We start from the raw sequence: 17,409 nt of genomic DNA on the forward strand, positions 1-17,409 counted from the left end.
ACTGATGCACCGCTATCGGGAGCAAGCCCCCTCCCACATTTGTTTTGTATTGTCAGTAATAGCTAGCGCGGTTCGATGTGGGCAATCATCAGCTGTACGGTTTCATTGCCGCGAAACTCATTCACGTCCAGCTTGTAGGCCAACTCCACCCACCGCACCGTCGGGTTTGGCCACACCTCGCGGTCCACGCCAAAGGCGATACCATCGAGCCTCACTGACCCGCACTCGCTCTTGAGCACCACTTTCAGGTGTCGCTCGCCGACCACCCGCTGTTCCACCAACTGGAACACGCCGTGAAACAACGGTTCGGGAAAGTGCTGCCCCCACGGGCCGGCATGGCGCAGGGCACGGGCCAGCTCCAGGTGGAACTCTTCCACGGCCAAGGTGCCGTCGGAGAGCAGCCGGCCGGTGAGGTCCTCTTCACGCAGCTGCCGACGTACTTCGGCATCAAAGGCTTCGGCAAACAGTGGAAAGTTCGCTTCGGGCAAGGTCAGCCCCGCCGCCATGGCGTGGCCACCGTATTTGGTGATCAGGTTGGGATGCTGGCTGGCAACGACCGCCAGTGCATCGCGGATATGAAAGCCTTGCACCGAGCGGCCAGAGCCCTTGAGCAGGCCATCGCCGGCATCGGCGAAAGCGATGGTCGGGCGGAAATAGCGCTCCTTCATGCGCGACGCGAGGATGCCGATCACCCCTTGGTGCCACTCCGGGTCGAACAGGCACAAGCCGTACGGCATCGACTCCACCGGCAAGTCCTTGAGCTGGGCCAGGGCCTCGCGCTGCATGCCTTGCTCGATGGATTTGCGATCCTGGTTCATGCCGTCCAGTTGCGCGGCCATTTCCCGTGCGGCAGCAACGTCGGTGGTGAGCAGGCACTCGATACCCAGGCTCATATCATCCAGGCGCCCGGCCGCATTCAGACGCGGGCCGAGAATGAAACCCAGGTCGGTGGAGGTGATGCGGGCATGGTCGCGCTTGGCTACTTCAAGGATCGCCTTGATCCCCGGCCGCGCCCGACCCGCACGAATACGCTCCAGGCCCTGATGGACGAGGATGCGGTTATTGGCATCCAACGGCACTACGTCGGCAACGCTGCCCAGGGCCACCAGGTCGAGCAGTTCACCAATGTTCGGCTGTGGGCTGTTGTCATACCAGCCCAAGCTGCGCAAACGCGCACGCAGGGCCATCAGCACGTAGAAGATCACGCCGACCCCGGCCAGGGCCTTGCTGGGGAACCCGCAGCCAGGCTGATTCGGATTGACGATGGCGTCTGCCGCCGGCAGTTCATCGCCCGGCAAGTGGTGGTCGGTCACCAGCACCTTCAATCCCGCCGCTTTCGCCGCCGCCACGCCTTCGACGCTGGAGATACCGTTGTCCACGGTGATCAGCAACTGCGGCTCGCGTTGCAGCGCCACCGCAACGATTTCCGGCGTAAGGCCGTAGCCGTACTCGAAACGGTTGGGCACCAGGTAATCGACATGGGCCGCTCCAAGCAAGCGCAGGCCCAGGGTACCTACGGTGCTCGCCGTGGCGCCATCGGCGTCGAAGTCACCGACGATCAGGATGCGCTGGCGCTGCTCGAGGGCCGTTACCAGCAAATCCACCGCCGCGTCGATGCCCTTGAGCTGCTGGTAGGGAATCAACCGCGCCAGGCTCTTGTCCAGCTCGGCTTCCGATTGCACCCCGCGTGCGGCGTAGAGACGGGTCAACAGCGGCGGTAATTCACCGAGGAAAGGCAGGACGGCGGGCAATGGGCGGGGATCGATACGCATACGGTGGTGATAACTTCTCTTTAATAATTGTAGGAGCGAGCTTGCTCGCGAAGGTGGTTAACGATGACGCGGGATGTCTGGGTGATCGCGGTGCCCTGAGGTTTTTCGCGAGCAAGCTCGCTCCTACAGGGAGCCGTGCTCAGCCACGATTCAACCACGCTCGCCAACCAGCCATTGCAGTTGCACTTCATGCTGGCCACGGTCGTCGGTCACGAAGATCGTGCCTTCACTGATCATCACGTCCCACTTGATCACCCGCGGCATGTCCTTGGCCAGGGTCTCGAGCACTTCCTGGGGCACGGCGGCGATGTGTACGTTTTTCAGGTTGTTGGCCACCGGCACCACCTTGCCTTCCCAAACACGCAGGCTGCCGTAGGCCAGCAGGCTGGTGCGTTCGGTGCGGCGCGAGCACCAGGTCAGGCGATCGGCATCCGGCTGGCCGACTTCGATCCAGTGCAAAACCCGATCATCCAGGCTTTTTTCCCACAGGGCCGGCTCGTCTACATCTGACAGGCCACGCCCGAACGCCAACTGCTCGTTGTACCAAAGGGCGTAGGCCAGCAGACGCACAGTCATGCGCTCTTCGGTTTCCGAAGGGTGGCGGGCGATGGTCTGTTTGACGCTCTCATACACCGAGCGGTCGAGGTCGGTGAGGTTGAGTTCGAATTTGTAGGTCGTGGACGGCTGGGCCATGAACGGGCTTCTAGAGACAGGGAAAGGTGGCCAGTCTAACCGATGGCGGGGTCATTCAACGAATCTGCGCTGCATCTGCTCACCTATGTTAAAAAGCAAGGCACCTCCGTCCCGTGCTTGTAAGGATCCCCATGTCGCTTAATGCCAAACCCCTTGCCGGTCTGAAAGTCATCGAACTGGGCACATTGATCGCCGGCCCGTTCGCGTCGCGGATCTGCGCTGAATTCGGCGCCGAGGTGATCAAGGTCGAATCGCCGGACGGCGGCGACCCACTGCGCAAATGGCGCAAGCTGTATGAGGGCACTTCGTTGTGGTGGTTCGTGCAGGCGCGTAACAAGCAGTCGCTGACGCTCAACCTCAAGCACCCCGACGGCCTGGCCATCCTCAAGCAACTGCTGGCCGACGCCGACATCCTGATCGAAAACTTCCGCCCCGGCGTGCTGGAAAAGCTCGGACTGAGCTGGGAAACCCTGCACGCATTAAACCCCAAGCTGGTGATGGTGCGCCTCTCGGGCTTCGGCCAGACCGGGCCGATGAAAGACCAGCCCGGTTTTGGCGCGGTGGGCGAGTCCATGGGAGGCTTGCGTTATATCACCGGCTTCGAGGACCGCCCGCCCGTGCGTACCGGGATCTCCATCGGCGACTCGATTGCCGCGTTGTGGGCGGTGATCGGGGCGTTGATGGCGCTGCGTCATCGCGAAGTCAACGGCGGCCTGGGCCAAGTGGTGGATGTAGCGCTGTATGAAGCTATCTTCGCCATGATGGAAAGCATGATCCCCGAGTTCGACGTATTCGGGTTTATTCGCGAACGCACCGGCAACATCATGCCTGGTATCACCCCGTCCTCGATCCACACCAGCGCGGACGGCAAGCATGTGCAAATCGGCGCCAATGGCGATGCGATCTTTAAACGCTTCATGGCGACCATAGGCCGTGACGACTTGGCGAATGACCCACAGTTGGCCAGCAATGACGGGCGAGACCTGCGCCGCGACGAGCTTTACGGCGTGATCGACCGCTGGGTCAATTCGCTGCCGCTGGACCAGGTGGTTGAGCAACTGAACAAGGCCGAGGTGCCCGCCAGCCGCATCTACAGCGCCGAAGACATGCTGGGCGACCCGCAATTCCTGGCCCGGGAAATGTTCCTCAAGGCGCAACTTCCAGGCGGCAAGGACTTCAAGATGCCGGGCATCGTGCCCAAACTCTCGGATACACCGGGCAGCTGCGAATGGGTCGGGCCGCAATTGGGTGAACACAACAGCGTAGTGCTCAATGCCCTGGGCTACGACGCGGCGGCTATTACCCGCCTGCGTGAGAATGGTGCGATCTGAAAATAGCGGGCAAAAAGAAACCCCGAGCAGTGGGGAGACAACTCGGGGTTAAACGTGGCCTGCAAAAAAGGCCCGCACAGCAAGCGACAAACACCGGAGCACAATGATTGCTCTTGCTGTTACGAACTCTGACTGAGCGCCCCGTAGGAAGGTTCCGAAGAAAAATTATCTTTCATGCAACGGCGTTGCCACGGGTTTGGGCAGCGTTGCGCAAGGCCGCAATGACTGAGGGTTCAAGACGCCCTTCAGCGATCTTCAGGTCGCGAAGCAGGCAATCCACCACATCCACCAACGCACGTTTATCGGTCAATTGCCCTCGGTCGACTTCACGCTCGACCACAATGGCGCCACCGGGATTCTTCACGGTTACCAGGCAGTCGTCGCGCACACCAGAAGTGGTCAGCGTAACCTGATAAGGGCTCAGTGCCGCACTGAGCAATAGGTTGATACTTTCCATCTCGATCACCACTCAATCATTCGAAAAGGTTCGAAAAACAAAAATGTCACGAAGATGCTGACATTCAAGTGACCCGTGCTCAAAGCAGAAAGTTCGACCTTTTGTGTAATCCGCTGCTTGAGGGAAACGAGCATGCACGGAAAACATGACAGAGAAAAAACAACCGCTCACAGGCTAGAATCCCTGGATTATCTTGGGAGCCTGCCTTGAGAGCCGCGTCTGAAACACCTTTGCGCGTCGTCATTGCCGACGATCATCCGATTTTCCTGATTGGCCTGCGCGCCGTGCTCGAGCGTGACCCGCACCTCAGCATTGTCGGCGAGGCGAACTCACCCCAGGCTCTCAGTGCGTTGCTGCAACACTGTGCCTGCGATGTGCTGGTGACCGACTTCATGATGCCCGCCGAACCCGAGGCCGACGGGTTGCGCCTGATCGAGCAACTGCGCAGGCACTATCCTGACCTGCCCATTGTGGTGGTGACCATGCTCAATAACGCCGGGCTGTTTCATTCCATCCTGGCGTTGGGCGTCATGGGCCTGCTGAGCAAGGCCAGCCTGGCCGATGAATTGCCGCAGGCAATCCGCCAAGTGCGCCAGCAACGCACCTATGTGGCCCAGACCATTCGCCAGGCGCTGAGCCTGGCGGGGGAAGTCGGCGCGGATCGCCTGCATTCCCAGGACCAGCTGTCACCCCGGGAGCTGGAAGTGATTCGCCTGCTGGCCAGTGGCATGACCGTAGGCGCGATCGCTGCACACCTGCATCGCAGCAAGCAGACCGTCAGTGCGCAAAAAGTCAGCGCCATGCGCAAGCTGGGGCTGGGCAACGACGCCGCGCTGTTTATCTATGTGCAGGAACACGGGCTGGCCTAGCCTGGAACGCGATCCATTGCTTGATCGCCTCGGCGTCCATCGGCCGGGCAATGAAGCAGCCTTGCAGCCACGCCGCTCCCAGTTCACTCACTGCGTGATAGTCGGCGGCAGTTTCTACACCGGTCACCACCACGGCGATGTCCAGTCGCTTGGCCATGCTCATGGCACCTGCCACCACCGCAGCCTTACGGTCGTCATTGGACATCCCGCAGGCAAACGCCGGGGGGATTTTCAGTTCGGTGAAAGGCAGCTCCAGCAAATGCTGCAGGCTGGTGCCGCCCATGCCGAAATCACCGATAGATAACTGGCAACCCAACATACGCAGGCGCAGCAGGCCGGTCACATGCGCGCTGTCGGTTTTCAACGTTGAGGTTTCCACCAGTTCCAGGGTCACGCTGTGGGCGGGCACGCCGTGAAGTTGCAGCAAGCCTTGCAGCACCTGGGGAAAGTGCGCACGCTCGAGCATGCGCCCGGGAATGTTCACCGCTACCGGCAACACTTGGCCGGTCTCGCCCATGACCAGATTCGCGAGGCCCAGCGCCTGTTCCAGCACGTGCCAGGTAAAGGCCTCCTCCATGCCGGCAAACTCGAGTACCGGCAGGAATTCATCGGGCAGTAGCAGCTCGCCTTCCGGCAACTGCCATCGCGCCAAGGCCTCTACACCTTGCAACGCACCGGCCTGGCTGACGATGGGCTGATACCAGACCCTGCCACACGCCGCGATAGTGACCTGGCTGACATCTGCCGACGGCGGCAATTGTTCGCTGTCGCTCAAGCCCAGCAACTGGCGCACGCGCTCCCCGGACAGCACCAATGGCCCAGGGCGCAAGTGCGCCTGGCAGTCGGCCAGGACTTGCCCGATCAACGTTGCCGAGGCGGGTTTGGGCAGACACGCCAACACCTTGAGTCCCAGCTGCCGTGCCATATTCGCCACGCCTTCCAACACATCAGGCTCGGCATTACTGAGCAGGACCAGCACCTGGGCCAGACGGCGCTCGGCCAATTCGCGGATCAGCTCCAGGCCATCGCCCTGCTCCAGGTACAAATCGCAAATGGCGATATCCACCGGGCCTTTGCTGCCCAGGGATTGGCGGGCCGTCTCGACATTCTCGGCGGTCAGTACGTTGAACACGCCGTTGGCATTGAGCATCTGGTGCAGTGCCATCAGTTGAAACGGGTTGTCTTCGAGGATCAGGACATTGAGAGAGCGCATCGGTCATTGAGTCGGCATCGGGACAGAGACTGACACACTACTCAGATGTCCCGCACAGCCACATAGGACATGTCCTAAATGCGATCTCAGAGATGATCAAATGTGGGAGAGGGCCTGCCCTAATACCAGTCAGTTAAGGCCTTTTGTAGGAGCGAGCTTGCTCGCGAAACACTCACAGGCGCCGAATTCATCAGGAAGCATGCGTTTTCGTTAACGTTTTTCGCGAGCAAGCTCGCTCCTACAGAGGGCGATGTACGCTTAACTGACTGGCATTAGCCCCTCCCACATTGCACTGCGTCGGCAGTCAATCCAGATAGGGCTGCAGGTCACGGCGAAACACCTTCAACGCCTCGGACAACTTCAACCAAGGCTCCTCCAGCTCCGCGCCGCGCTGTTCGCGTGCACATTTCTCCAGGGCCATGCACGTCTTGGCCAGCGGCAGGGCATCTACCAGCGAACAAATACCCTTGAGCCGATGCAGCGCCGCATTCAAACGCGCAAGGTCATGCTCGGCCAGGGCAGTCGCCAATACCTCATGTTCGTGATCCAGGCTCTTCGCCAGTTCCTGCAACATGCTGTGCAGCACCGGCCCGTCGGCCTGGGTCATGTTGCGCAAGGCCTGGATGTCGAACGAGCGCTGCGACGCCACGCGGGCCAACACGCGGCTCCAGTGCTCCAGGGTCACCGGCTTGACCAGCAGTTCATCCATGCCGGCGTCCTCGCAGCGTTGTTGTTCATCGTTCATGGCGTTCGCGGTACAACCTATCACCGCGCAACGGGGCCGTTGTTGCTCGGCTTCGATGCGCCGGATCGCCTCGCTCAAGGCATACCCGGACATGCCCGGCATCTGACAATCGGTCACCAGCACGTCGAAAGGTTGCTCACGCCAACGCTGCAACGCGGCGTCGGCTGAATCCAGGGCAATCACCTCATGCCCGAGGAACTGCAACTGCTGGGCCAGCACCAGGCGGTTGGCCGCCAGGTCATCGACCACCAACACCGAGAGGCTGCGCCCCAGGGGTGGCAATGTTGCGGTAGGCGTCGCTGGTACATCATCGGTGCTGACCCGATCCAGGCGCAGGTCAATACACACCACCGTACCCTCCCCCACCACGCTGTCGAGGTGGATGCGCCCGCCCATCAACTCCACCAGCTGCTTGCAGATACTCAGGCCCAACCCGGTGCCGCCATGTTCGGCCGGGGTCAACGTGCTCACCTGGGTAAACGGCTTGAACACTCGCGGCTGCTGCTCGGCGCTGATCCCCGGGCCGCTGTCCTCGACGCACAGGTGCAGATACTCGGTTTCGTTCTCATCGCACTGGCAACTGACACTGAGGCGAACTGCGCCCCGCTCGGTAAACTTCAACGCGTTGCCCAGCAGGTTGTGCATAACCTGGCGCAAGCGCAGCGGGTCAAACCAGTAATGGCCCTGGGCGGCCGGATCAAATGCCAGGGTCAAATGCAGGCCCTTTTTTTGTGCCGTGGCTTCGAACAGGCGCTGAATGCCTTCAAAAAAGCCCTTCAACTCGGTGGTCTGGGGAACCAGTTGCAGGTGACCGGCCTCGATCTTGGCCAGGTCCAGGCTGTCGCCCATCAAGGCAATCAACTCGCGGGCCGAACGATGAGCCACCTGCAGCGCTTCAGACACCGTCTGGCCGCTTGCCAGGCAGCGCTCTTGTTCCAGCTCGAGCAAGCCAATGATGGCGGTCATGGGTGTACGAATCTCGTGGCTCAAGGAGGAGAGAAACGCACTTTTGGCGTAGTTCGCTTCGTCGGCGGCCTGGCGGGCATCCATCAGTTGATGCTCCAGGTCTTTGCGTTCGCTGATATCGATCCAACCGCCCAATAACCCCTGTAAACGACCCTGGGCGTCGAAGAAGGGCACGGTCCACTGGTAGACATGAATGCTGCCGCCGTTGAACTCCAGCTGCCGGTCGACAAATAACGGCTGCTGCGTGGCCAGTTGCTCCATGTGGCCTGCGTGCAGGCGCGCCGCCGTGGCCTCGGGCATAACCCCGCTCTCCATCAGCGTCAGGCCCTGAATCAACTCCAGCCGGGTCGCCAGTTGCTGTTCATAACTTTTGTTACAGGTCATCAGCCGCCCGGCCAGGTCGCGGACGAACAGCGGGTTGGGCATGCCATCGAGCAAGGTGCGCTTGAACGCCAATTGGTCATTGAGGCGCTGCTCGGCTTCCAGCCGCTGGCGGATCTGGCGCTTGAGCCGGCTGTTCCACACCAGCGACACCAGCACAAACAGCAGCGCCGTGGCCACCGTCCAATAAGCCCATGACGGCACCCGTTGCCAGGCCGGCAGCGGAATCGCCACGGCGCCGATCCAGCGCAGGCGCAACGCACTCAACTCGGCCACCGGTAATGCCTCCAGGGCCTTGTTCAGGATGCTCAACAGCTCAGGTTGATCCTTGCGCACCGACAGGCAGTTTGACGACCACTTGCCGTCGACACTGCGGCCGATCCGCAAACCATCCTCGGTATAACTCTGCACCTCCACTTCGGTCTGCACAGTGGCGGCGGCTTCACCCCGTTGCACCAGCTCACGGGCCTGGGCGTAATTGTCCACCAGCCGCAGCTTGATCCGGGGGTACATCCGGCGGATATCACTCTCCAGCACATGGCGCGCCGGCAGCGCCAGGACCTTGCCCTCCAACTGTTTCAAACCGGTCAGCGGCGCGGCATCGACGCGTTCGACAAACACCCAGCCGGAGCCGCCAAAACCATGACTGAAGTCGAGCAACGCCCTGCGTTCCTGATTCGCCGCCAGGGTGGTGTTCATCTGCGCCCTGCCCGTCTCCAGCCATTCCAGGGTTTGCGCGGTGGAATGCACTTCTTCGATGACAAACTGCAAACCGGTCATGCGCGAAATACGCTGCAGCAGGTCGACGTTCAGGCCCACCCAATGACCGTCCTTGTCCTTGAATATGTAAGGCGACATCTGCTGCGCCACCACCACGACGTGGGGGTGCTGCAACAGCCAGGTACGCTCCGAGGCCGACAATTCAACGCGCTCACCACTAAAGCCAACGCCGAGTCCTGTCGTCCAGCGGCCCAGGATCTCCCGCTGCACCGACTCGTCAATGCTCGCTAGAGCGCGGTTCATCATTGCCCCCAGCAATGGGTCGGCCTGGCGGGTGGCGAAGGCAAAGCCAATGGGCGCCAGCCGGCTTTGTTCCTTGATTTGCAAGCCCAGGTAGGGCCGCAGCGATTTGTAGGCCCGCACAATCACTTCATTGCCGATAAACGCATCGGCGTCACCTTGCTTGAGCGCTTCCAGGCCGCTGTAAAGGTTGGGTGCAAGCATGATCTGGCTGTCGGGATAGGCCGCCTGCACGTTATGCACATTGGCGTAGCCGTCGAGCAACACCACTTTCTTGCCCGCCAGGTCGTCGTCTTGAAACTCGTCACGACGCAATACCACCACGGATTGATCGGGCATGTAGTCCTGGGTGAACTGCAACCCGGGGACATCACGCTCATAGCCATTGGCGCTGGTCAGGATATCGATGGCCCCAGTGCGCAACGCCTCAACCGCCTGGGCCCGCTCGGCAAAACCCAGCACCTGCATGGGCACCTGCAGCCGAGCACCGACCAGGCCCAGGTAATCGGCACTGATGCCCTGGTAGCGATTGCGGTCGCGGGTGATATCAATCGGCTGATAGTCATCAATGGAAATGCCCACCTTCAATGTTCGGTGCGTCGCCAGCCATTGCTGCTCGGCGGGCGCCAGGGGCAACGGCTCAAGGGGGATAAATGCCGGCACCAGCTTGAAGGGCAGGCTGACGGCCGCCAGGGTCATGGGCACCTGGGTGAGCCATAGCATGCACATCAGCCGCAACGTCCATTGGATCAAAACCTGCACCGATTGGGTTTCCTTGATTGGGCGAATGGGCAAGTATGGCTCGCCAAAATAAAAAAGCCCGTCACGAGGACGGGCTTGGCCGACTGCAAAAGCGATACTTGCCGGATGAATTCGGATCAAATGTGAGAGGAACATCAGATAGATGCCTCTCAATATTCAGGCCGAACTATCGATCAGAGCGGCTTGCCGCGATTACCGTGCAGGCTGACAAACGCCTGCACTGCCTTCAGGTCGTTAGCCAGCACGGTGCAGCGCTCTTCACGCTCGAACAGGTCGACCAAATGCTCCGGTAATTCCAAGGCCTTGCCCACACCGGCCTTCTCCACCGCTTCGGGGAATTTCACCGGGTGGGCGGTACCAAGGATCACCATCGGGATGTCCAGGCTGCGGCGGCATTCGCGGGCGGCCTTCACACCGATGGCCGTGTGCGGGTCGAGCACTTCGCCGGTCTGGGCATAGACCTCGGCAATGGTTTCGCAGGTCTGCGCATCGTCCACGGCCAGGGAGTCGAACAGCTTGCGGGTTTCGGTCCAGCGTTCCTCATCAACACTGAAACCGCCACCTTGCTTGAAGCTGCTCATCAGTTCGGCCAGGGCCGCGCCGTTGCGACCGTGCATGTCGAACAGCAGGCGTTCGAAGTTGGACGACACCATGATGTCCATCGACGGCGACAGCGTGGCGTGCAGGGTTTCCTTGACGTACTGGTTGCCGCTCATAAAGCGGTGCAGGATGTCATTGCGGTTGGTGGCAACGATCAGCTGGTTGATCGGCAGGCCCATGTTGCGTGCCAGGTAACCGGCGAAGATGTCGCCGAAGTTGCCGGTGGGTACCGAGAACGACACCGAACGCGCCGGGCCGCCCAACTGCTGGGAGGCATGGAAGTAGTAGACGATCTGGGCCATGATCCGCGCCCAGTTGATCGAGTTCACCGCCACCAGGCGTGTGCCCTTGAGGAAGCTCTGGTCAGCGAAGCTGTTCTTGACCATTTCCTGGCAGTCATCGAAGTTGCCTTCGATGGCGATATTGTGGATGTTCTCGCCGAAGATGGTGGTCATCTGCCGGCGCTGCACTTCCGACACGCGCTTGTGCGGGTGCAGGATGAAGATGTCGACGTTTTCGCAGTGCTTGCACCCTTCGATGGCCGCCGAGCCGGTATCACCGGAAGTGGCGCCGATGATCACCACGCGTTCGCCGCGCTTCTCCAGCACATAATCGAGCAAACGCCCCAGCAATTGCAGGGCGAAGTCCTTGAACGCCAGGGTCGGGCCGTGGAACAGTTCCAGCACCCATTCGTTGCCGTTCAGCTGGCGCAGGGGTGCGATGGCGTTGTGGGAAAACACGCCGTATGTTTCTTCCAGGATTTTTTTGAAGTCCGCATCCGGAATGCTGCCGGTGACGAACGGGCGCATCACCCGGAACGCCAACTCGTGGTACGGCAGGCCGGCCCAGGAGGCGATTTCTTCCTGGGTGAAGCGCGGCAGGTTTTCCGGCACGTACAGGCCGCCGTCGGTGGCAAGGCCCGCCAGCAGGACGTCTTCGAAATTCAGGGCCGGTGCCTGGCCGCGGGTGCTGATGTAACGCATGACTGGCTCCTCTAAAACATTCTCGAACAGAGGCCGCCGAACAGTCGGGGCCCCTGGAACAATCGGTTAGTTCAAGTGTTCGACGCGAATACGCACCACCGGGCCCACCACGCCTTGCAGGGCTTCCAGGGCGTGGATGGCATCGTTGATATGCTGCTCGAGCACGCGGTGGGTCAGCAGGATCATCGGCACCTGGCCGTTTTGCTCCTCGACTTCCTTCTGCATGATCGACTCGATGTTGATACCGCGCTCCGACAGGATGCTCGCCACCTGGGCCAGCACGCCGGGATGGTCCTGGGCCTGGATGCGCAGGTAGTAGGCACTTTCGCAGGCTTCGATCGGCAGGATCGGATGGGCCGACAGCGAGTCCGGCTGGAAGGCCAGGTGCGGCACGCGGTTTTCCGGGTCGCTGGTCATGGCGCGGACCACGTCCACCAGGTCGGCGATGACCGACGAGGCGGTCGGCTCCATGCCGGCGCCGGCGCCGTAGAACAGGGTGGAGCCGGCGGCGTCGCCATTGACCATCACCGCATTCATCACACCATTGACGTTGGCGATCAGGCGGTCGGCCGGGATCAGCGTCGGGTGCACACGCAACTCGATGCCTGCCGGGGTACTGCGCGCCACGCCCAGATGCTTGATGCGGTAGCCCAGGGCTTCGGCGTAGTTCACGTCGGCAGTGGTCAGCTTGGTGATGCCTTCGGTGTAGGCCTTGTCGAACTGCAGCGGGATACCAAAGGCGATGGAGGCCAGGATGGTCAGCTTGTGCGCAGCATCTATGCCTTCCACGTCGAACGTCGGGTCGGCTTCGGCGTAACCCAGGGCCTGGGCTTCGGCCAGTACGTCTTCGAAGGTACGGCCCTTCTCGCGCATTTCGGTGAGGATGAAGTTGCCGGTGCCGTTGATGATGCCGGCCACCCAGTTGATACGGTTGGCAGACAGGCCTTCACGGATCGCCTTGATCACCGGGATACCACCGGCCACCGCGGCTTCGAACGCGACAATCACGCCTTTTTCACGGGCCTTGGCGAAGATCTCGTTGCCATGCACGGCGATCAGCGCCTTGTTGGCGGTGACCACGTGCTTGCCGTTCTCGATGGCCTTGAGCACCAGCTCGCGGGCCACGGTATAGCCGCCCACCAGTTCGATGACGATATCGATTTCAGGGTTGGTGGCTACGGCGAAGACATCGTTGGTAATAGCAATACCGGTCGTTTCGTACTGAGGCTTTGGCGAACGCGTGGCAATTTGCGCCACTTCAATCCCACGCCCTGCACGGCGGGAAATTTCTTCAGCGTTACGCTGAAGTACGTTGAAGGTACCGCCACCGACGGTCCCTAACCCACAGATGCCTACTTTGACCGGTTTCACTGAAGAACTCCCCATGAAACGGCCGACTCAAGGTCGGCCGTGAAAACAGCCGCACAACTGCGGCTCTCAATTAATGACCCGTCGACGGTTCGCCGGGTCATGATCGTCAAAGGCTCGACGATTAATGCTTACTTGGCACCCAGTGCCAGTTTGGCAACTTGCGGCGCCGGCTGGTAGCCCGGAATCACCTGGCCGTCGGCCAAAACGATGGCCGGTGTACCATTCACACCAATGGACTGGCCGAGGGCGAACTGCTTGGAAACCGGGTTGGCGCATTTGGCCGCCTTGATTTCCTTGCCGTCGACCATCTTGTCCATGGCCGCCTTCTTGTCGGCCGAGCACCATACGGCCTGCAACTGCTCGTCACCCGGCGAACCCAGGCCCTGGCGCGGGAACGCTACGTAGCGCACTTCCACCCCCAGCTTGTTCAACGCAGGCACTTCGGCGTGCAGCTTGTGGCAGTACGGGCAGGTGGTGTCGGTGAACACCGTGATGTGAGTCTTGGTTTCGCCGATGGCCGGGTACACCACGGTTTCAGCCACCGGGATACCGTTGATCAGCTTGGACACGCCCAGGCGCTCGGCTTTCTCGGTCAGGTTGACCGGCTTGCCATCCTTGAGCTGGAACAGGTAGCCCTGGACGATGTACTGGCCGTCGGCACTGGCGTACAGCACACGGCTGCCCTTGAGCTTGACTTCATACAGGCCGGCCATGGGGCTGGCGCTGATGCTTTCGATGGGGGTGTCGAGCGCCAGGTTGGCCAGGCTCTTGCGAATGGTCTGCTCGGCCGCATCATCGGCGACGGCAAAGGTGGAAACCAACGCAATGGCTGCGGCGGCAATAATCTGGGTCAAGCGCATGGGAACTCCTGAAGGCAGATGCAGGGACGGGGGCAGAATATCGATCTGGAACCCAACTCGGGTCGTCCCCTTTGCGAACCGGCAAAGCCTACCACAGTTGGGCCGGGGGGCAGACTGCAGCAGGTAAATTGGGCCGTTTCTGACAGCTTTATCCCCTTGGGTGATGCTTGGCGTGCATGTCCTGCAAGCGTGCGCGTGCCACATGGGTGTAGATCTGCGTGGTGGATAAGTCACTGTGGCCGAGCAGCATTTGAACCACACGCAAATCGGCGCCGTGGTTGAGCAAATGGGTGGCGAACGCATGGCGCAGGGTGTGGGGCGACAGGGCCTTGCCGATCCCGGCCACTTTGGCCTGATGCTTGATGCGGTGCCAGAAGGTCTGGCGCGTCATCTGCTCGCCGCGCAGGCTGGGAAACAGCACATCGCTGGGACGCCCGCCGAGCAGCTCGTGGCGCGCATCGCGCATGTAGCGCTCGACCCATACAATCGCCTCCTCGCCCATGGGCACCAGCCGCTCCTTGCTGCCCTTGCCCATCACCCGCAGCACGCCCTGGCGCAGGTTGACCTGCTCCAGGGTCAGGCTGATCAGTTCGGTCACACGCAGGCCGCAGGCGTACAACACTTCCAACATGGCGCGGTCGCGTTGGCCAATGGCTTCGCTCAGGTCCGGGGCGGCGAGCAAAGCATCCACGTCGGCTTCCGACAGGGATTTGGGTAACGGCCTACCGAGTTGCGGCATGTCGATTTGCAGGGTCGGATCGACGGCGATGAGCTTTTCCCGCAGCAGGTGGCGATAAAAGCCACGCACGCCAGAGAGGAATCGTGCGGTGGAGCGCGGCTTGTAGTTCTGCTCCAGGCGCCAGGCCAAGTGATCGAGGATCAGCTCGCGCCCGGCATTGATCAGCTCAAGGTTTTTCTCCTGCAGCCAACCGTTGAACAGGGCCAGGTCGCTGCGATAGGCCTGGCGCGTGTTGTCCGACAGGCCTTTTTCCAGCCAGAGGGCGTCGAGGAAGCGGTCGATCAAAGGGTGGTCGATGGCGGGCATGGGTTCTCAAGCGACGCAGCACGGGGCTTTCGCAAATTATTTAGTGAACTGTGACAAGGGTCGCTAGTCTTTCATAGCCCGCTACTTCAAGGAACAGGAAGCTTCGATGAACGAACAACAGATTCTGCTGGCCTTCGGTGGCATTGGCGTGGCGGCACTGGCCTGCCAATGGCTGGCCTGGCGCTTGAAGTTGCCGGCGATTCTCTTCCTGTTATTAACCGGCATCCTGGCGGGGCCAGTGCTCGGCTGGCTCGACCCCCAGGAGATGTTTGGCCCGCTGCTGATGCCATTGGTATCCCTGGCCGTGGCGCTGATCCTGTTCGAAGGCAGCCTCACCCTGCACCTTTCGGAGTGGAAAGAGATCGGCAGTGTGGTACATCGCCTGGTCACGGTCGGCGCCCTGTCGACCTGGGCTGTGATCACCCTGGCGACCCACTGGCTGCTGGGGTTTGACTGGATGCTCGCCCTGCTGTTCGGCACCCTGACGCTGGTGACCGGCCCGACCGTGATCGTGCCCATGCTGCGCGTCGTACGCCCCAAGGCCTCCATTGCCAACATCCTGCGCTGGGAGGGCATCGTCATCGACCCGATTGGCGCGCTGCTGGCAGTAGTGGTCTACAGCTTCATCATTGCCCGGGCTGCGGGCGACGGCTTGAGCCATAGCCTGCTGACCTTCGGCGGTGTGATCCTGTGCGGCAGCCTGTTCGGCATTGCCGGCGGCTGGGTACTGGGGCAGATCATGCGCCGGCAGTGGTTGCCGGAATACCTGCATAACCTGGCGACGTTGGCCGGCGTGCTGGGTATTTTCATCGCCGCCAACCAGGTGATGCATGAATCCGGCCTGCTGGCGGTCACGCTGATGGGCATGTGGATGGCCAATATGAAGGGCGTGGATGTCAGGCACATCCTGCATTTCAAGGAAAACCTCAGTGTGTTGCTGATTTCCGGGCTGTTCATCCTGCTGGCGGCGCGCCTGGACTTGAATGCCTTGATTGCCCTCGGGCCGTTCGTGCTGATCCTGCTGGTGATCATCCAATTTATTGCACGCCCGTTGAACGTGGCGCTTTCAACCTTTGGCTCCGGGCTGAACTGGCGCGAGCGCGCGCTGCTGGCCTGGATCGCGCCACGGGGCATTGTGGCGGCGGCGGTGTCGGCGATCTTTGCGATTCGCCTGGACGAGGCAGGTCATGAAGGCGCGTTATTGCTGGTGCCGCTGACCTTCGCGGTGATCATCGGCACCGTGGTGCTGCAAAGCGCCACGGCACGCCCCTTGGCGCGCCTGCTGAAAGTCGCCGAGCCTGCGCCCAGCGGTTTCCTGATTGTCGGCGCGAACGGCCCGGCGCGGGCACTCGGCAAGGCGTTGCAGCAATTGGGCAGCCGCGTGCTGCTGACGGATTCCAGCTGGGAAAATATCCGCGCCAGTCGCATGGAGGGGCTGCCCACTTATTTCGGTAACCCGGCCTCCCAGCATGCCGAATCCCATCTGGACCTGGTCGGCCTGGGGCATTTGCTCGCGCTCTCGCCCTCCGGCGAACTGAATGCCTTGGCCACCATGCGTTTTCGCCATGACTTCGGCCATCGTCTGTTCGTCCTGGCCAGCAGCCAGGAAAGCCGTCGCACCGATAAACACAAGGCCAGCCACGAACACCGCGGCCACCTGCTGGGCAGCCAACCCTTGAGCTACGCCAAGCTGGCCAGCCTGTTGGGTCAGGGTGCCGAGTTGTATAGCACCAATCTCACCGACGGCTTTGGCTGGGAGCAGTACCAGACGCTGCATGGAGAGCGCGCCACCCTGTTGTTTGCCCGCGACACCAGCGGCTGGGTGCATGTGGTCACGCCCCAGAGCAGCTTGAAACCTGTGGCCGGCTGGACCTTGCTGGCCGTGATTCAGCCAGAGAACAGTACTGCCACGTAATCAGTCGGCAAACCCAGGCAATACCGGTACAGGGCGTTTGTCCGCGTCAATCGCGACAAAGCTGAATACGCCCTGGATCGCCTTTTCACGGCCATCGACACTCATGCTCTCGACAAACACTTCTACTTCGACCTTGAGGCTGGTGTTGCCGACCTTGATCACCCGACCGATCAGCTCAACGATGGAGCCGGCCGGAATTGCGTGATTAAAGTCGATACGGTCGGTGGACACCGTCACCAAGGGCAAGCGGCAGAAACGCGTGGCAGTGATGAACGACACTTCGTCCATCCACGCCAGGGCGGTGCCGCCGAACAGGGTGTTGTGGTGGTTGGTGGTGGGCGGGAACACGGCCTTGGTCACGTGGGTAACGGACAGGTCGGTGCGGCGCTGGATTTCTTCGAGGCGGGTGGTCATGGACAAATACCG

The 17,409-nt window shown here is 61.2% G+C and carries 13 protein-coding genes; 3 read left to right on the top strand and 10 right to left on the bottom strand.

The genetic code is table 11. From position 1 onward, the window contains the following. Nucleotides 1-62: 62 nt before the first annotated feature. Both recJ and QYQ93_RS23615 read right to left on the bottom strand, forming a co-directional pair. Nucleotides 63-1,772 carry a single-stranded-DNA-specific exonuclease RecJ gene (recJ, locus tag QYQ93_RS23610; protein WP_043046868.1) on the bottom strand — a complete coding sequence of 570 codons (1,710 nt, stop codon included), beginning with the start codon at nt 1,770-1,772 and terminating at the stop codon, nt 63-65. Between the two features lie 150 nt (nt 1,773-1,922). Then, nucleotides 1,923-2,465, bottom strand: a complete 543-nt coding sequence (locus QYQ93_RS23615; RefSeq protein ID WP_003193952.1) for a YaeQ family protein — start codon at nt 2,463-2,465, stop codon at nt 1,923-1,925. A gap of 131 nt (nt 2,466-2,596) precedes the next feature. Here QYQ93_RS23615 and QYQ93_RS23620 point away from each other — a divergent pair, with 131 nt between their 5' ends. Beyond that, a complete protein-coding gene (locus QYQ93_RS23620) occupies nt 2,597-3,796 on the top strand; it encodes a CaiB/BaiF CoA transferase family protein (protein ID WP_043046867.1) in 1,200 nt (399 codons plus the stop codon). Nucleotides 3,797-3,968: 172 nt separating this feature from the next. On the opposite strand, the gene QYQ93_RS23625 is transcribed toward QYQ93_RS23620, so the two are convergent. Beyond that, complete coding sequence (locus QYQ93_RS23625) at nt 3,969-4,253, bottom strand: DUF3509 domain-containing protein (protein ID WP_043046878.1); 285 nt, start codon at nt 4,251-4,253, stop codon at nt 3,969-3,971. Nucleotides 4,254-4,459: 206 nt separating this feature from the next. Between QYQ93_RS23625 and QYQ93_RS23630 the strand changes: the two genes are divergently transcribed. Then, nucleotides 4,460-5,122: a response regulator transcription factor gene (locus QYQ93_RS23630; RefSeq protein WP_043046866.1), complete on the top strand. Its 663-nt coding sequence runs from the start codon at nt 4,460-4,462 to the stop codon at nt 5,120-5,122. On the opposite strand, the gene QYQ93_RS23635 is transcribed toward QYQ93_RS23630, so the two are convergent. The 6 genes from QYQ93_RS23635 to xerD form a co-directional block, all read right to left on the bottom strand. Beyond that, a complete protein-coding gene (locus tag QYQ93_RS23635; protein WP_338475576.1) occupies nt 5,091-6,335 on the bottom strand; it encodes an EAL domain-containing response regulator in 1,245 nt (414 codons plus the stop codon). The genes QYQ93_RS23630 and QYQ93_RS23635 overlap by 32 nt on opposite strands. Nucleotides 6,336-6,639: 304 nt before the next feature. Further along, nucleotides 6,640-10,209 (bottom strand): ATP-binding protein, encoded by a 3,570-nt coding sequence (locus QYQ93_RS23640; protein ID WP_043046864.1) that lies wholly within the window; start codon nt 10,207-10,209, stop codon nt 6,640-6,642. 173 nt (nt 10,210-10,382) lie between these two features. After that, entirely contained in the window at nt 10,383-11,792 is a 1,410-nt protein-coding gene (thrC, locus tag QYQ93_RS23645) for a threonine synthase (RefSeq protein WP_338475577.1), read from the bottom strand. Between the two features lie 66 nt (nt 11,793-11,858). After that, complete coding sequence (locus QYQ93_RS23650) at nt 11,859-13,163, bottom strand: homoserine dehydrogenase (RefSeq protein ID WP_043046862.1); 1,305 nt, start codon at nt 13,161-13,163, stop codon at nt 11,859-11,861. 128 nt (nt 13,164-13,291) lie between these two features. Beyond that, complete coding sequence (locus QYQ93_RS23655; protein WP_043046861.1) at nt 13,292-14,023, bottom strand: thioredoxin fold domain-containing protein; 732 nt, start codon at nt 14,021-14,023, stop codon at nt 13,292-13,294. A 148-nt stretch (nt 14,024-14,171) separates the two neighbouring features. Beyond that, nucleotides 14,172-15,068, bottom strand: a complete 897-nt coding sequence (xerD, locus tag QYQ93_RS23660; protein WP_043046860.1) for a site-specific tyrosine recombinase XerD — start codon at nt 15,066-15,068, stop codon at nt 14,172-14,174. A 106-nt stretch (nt 15,069-15,174) separates the two neighbouring features. Between xerD and QYQ93_RS23665 the strand changes: the two genes are divergently transcribed. Beyond that, nucleotides 15,175-16,983, top strand: coding sequence for a sodium:proton antiporter (locus QYQ93_RS23665; RefSeq protein ID WP_338475578.1), 1,809 nt, complete (start codon nt 15,175-15,177; stop codon nt 16,981-16,983). Here QYQ93_RS23665 and QYQ93_RS23670 read toward each other — a convergent pair whose 3' ends face one another. Then, a complete protein-coding gene (locus QYQ93_RS23670; RefSeq protein WP_034115851.1) occupies nt 16,984-17,397 on the bottom strand; it encodes an acyl-CoA thioesterase in 414 nt (137 codons plus the stop codon). Nucleotides 17,398-17,409: the final 12 nt, after the last annotated feature.

It is taken from the genome of Pseudomonas khavaziana (genome assembly GCF_036704165.1).
Classification (GTDB): domain Bacteria; phylum Pseudomonadota; class Gammaproteobacteria; order Pseudomonadales; family Pseudomonadaceae; genus Aquipseudomonas; species Aquipseudomonas khavaziana.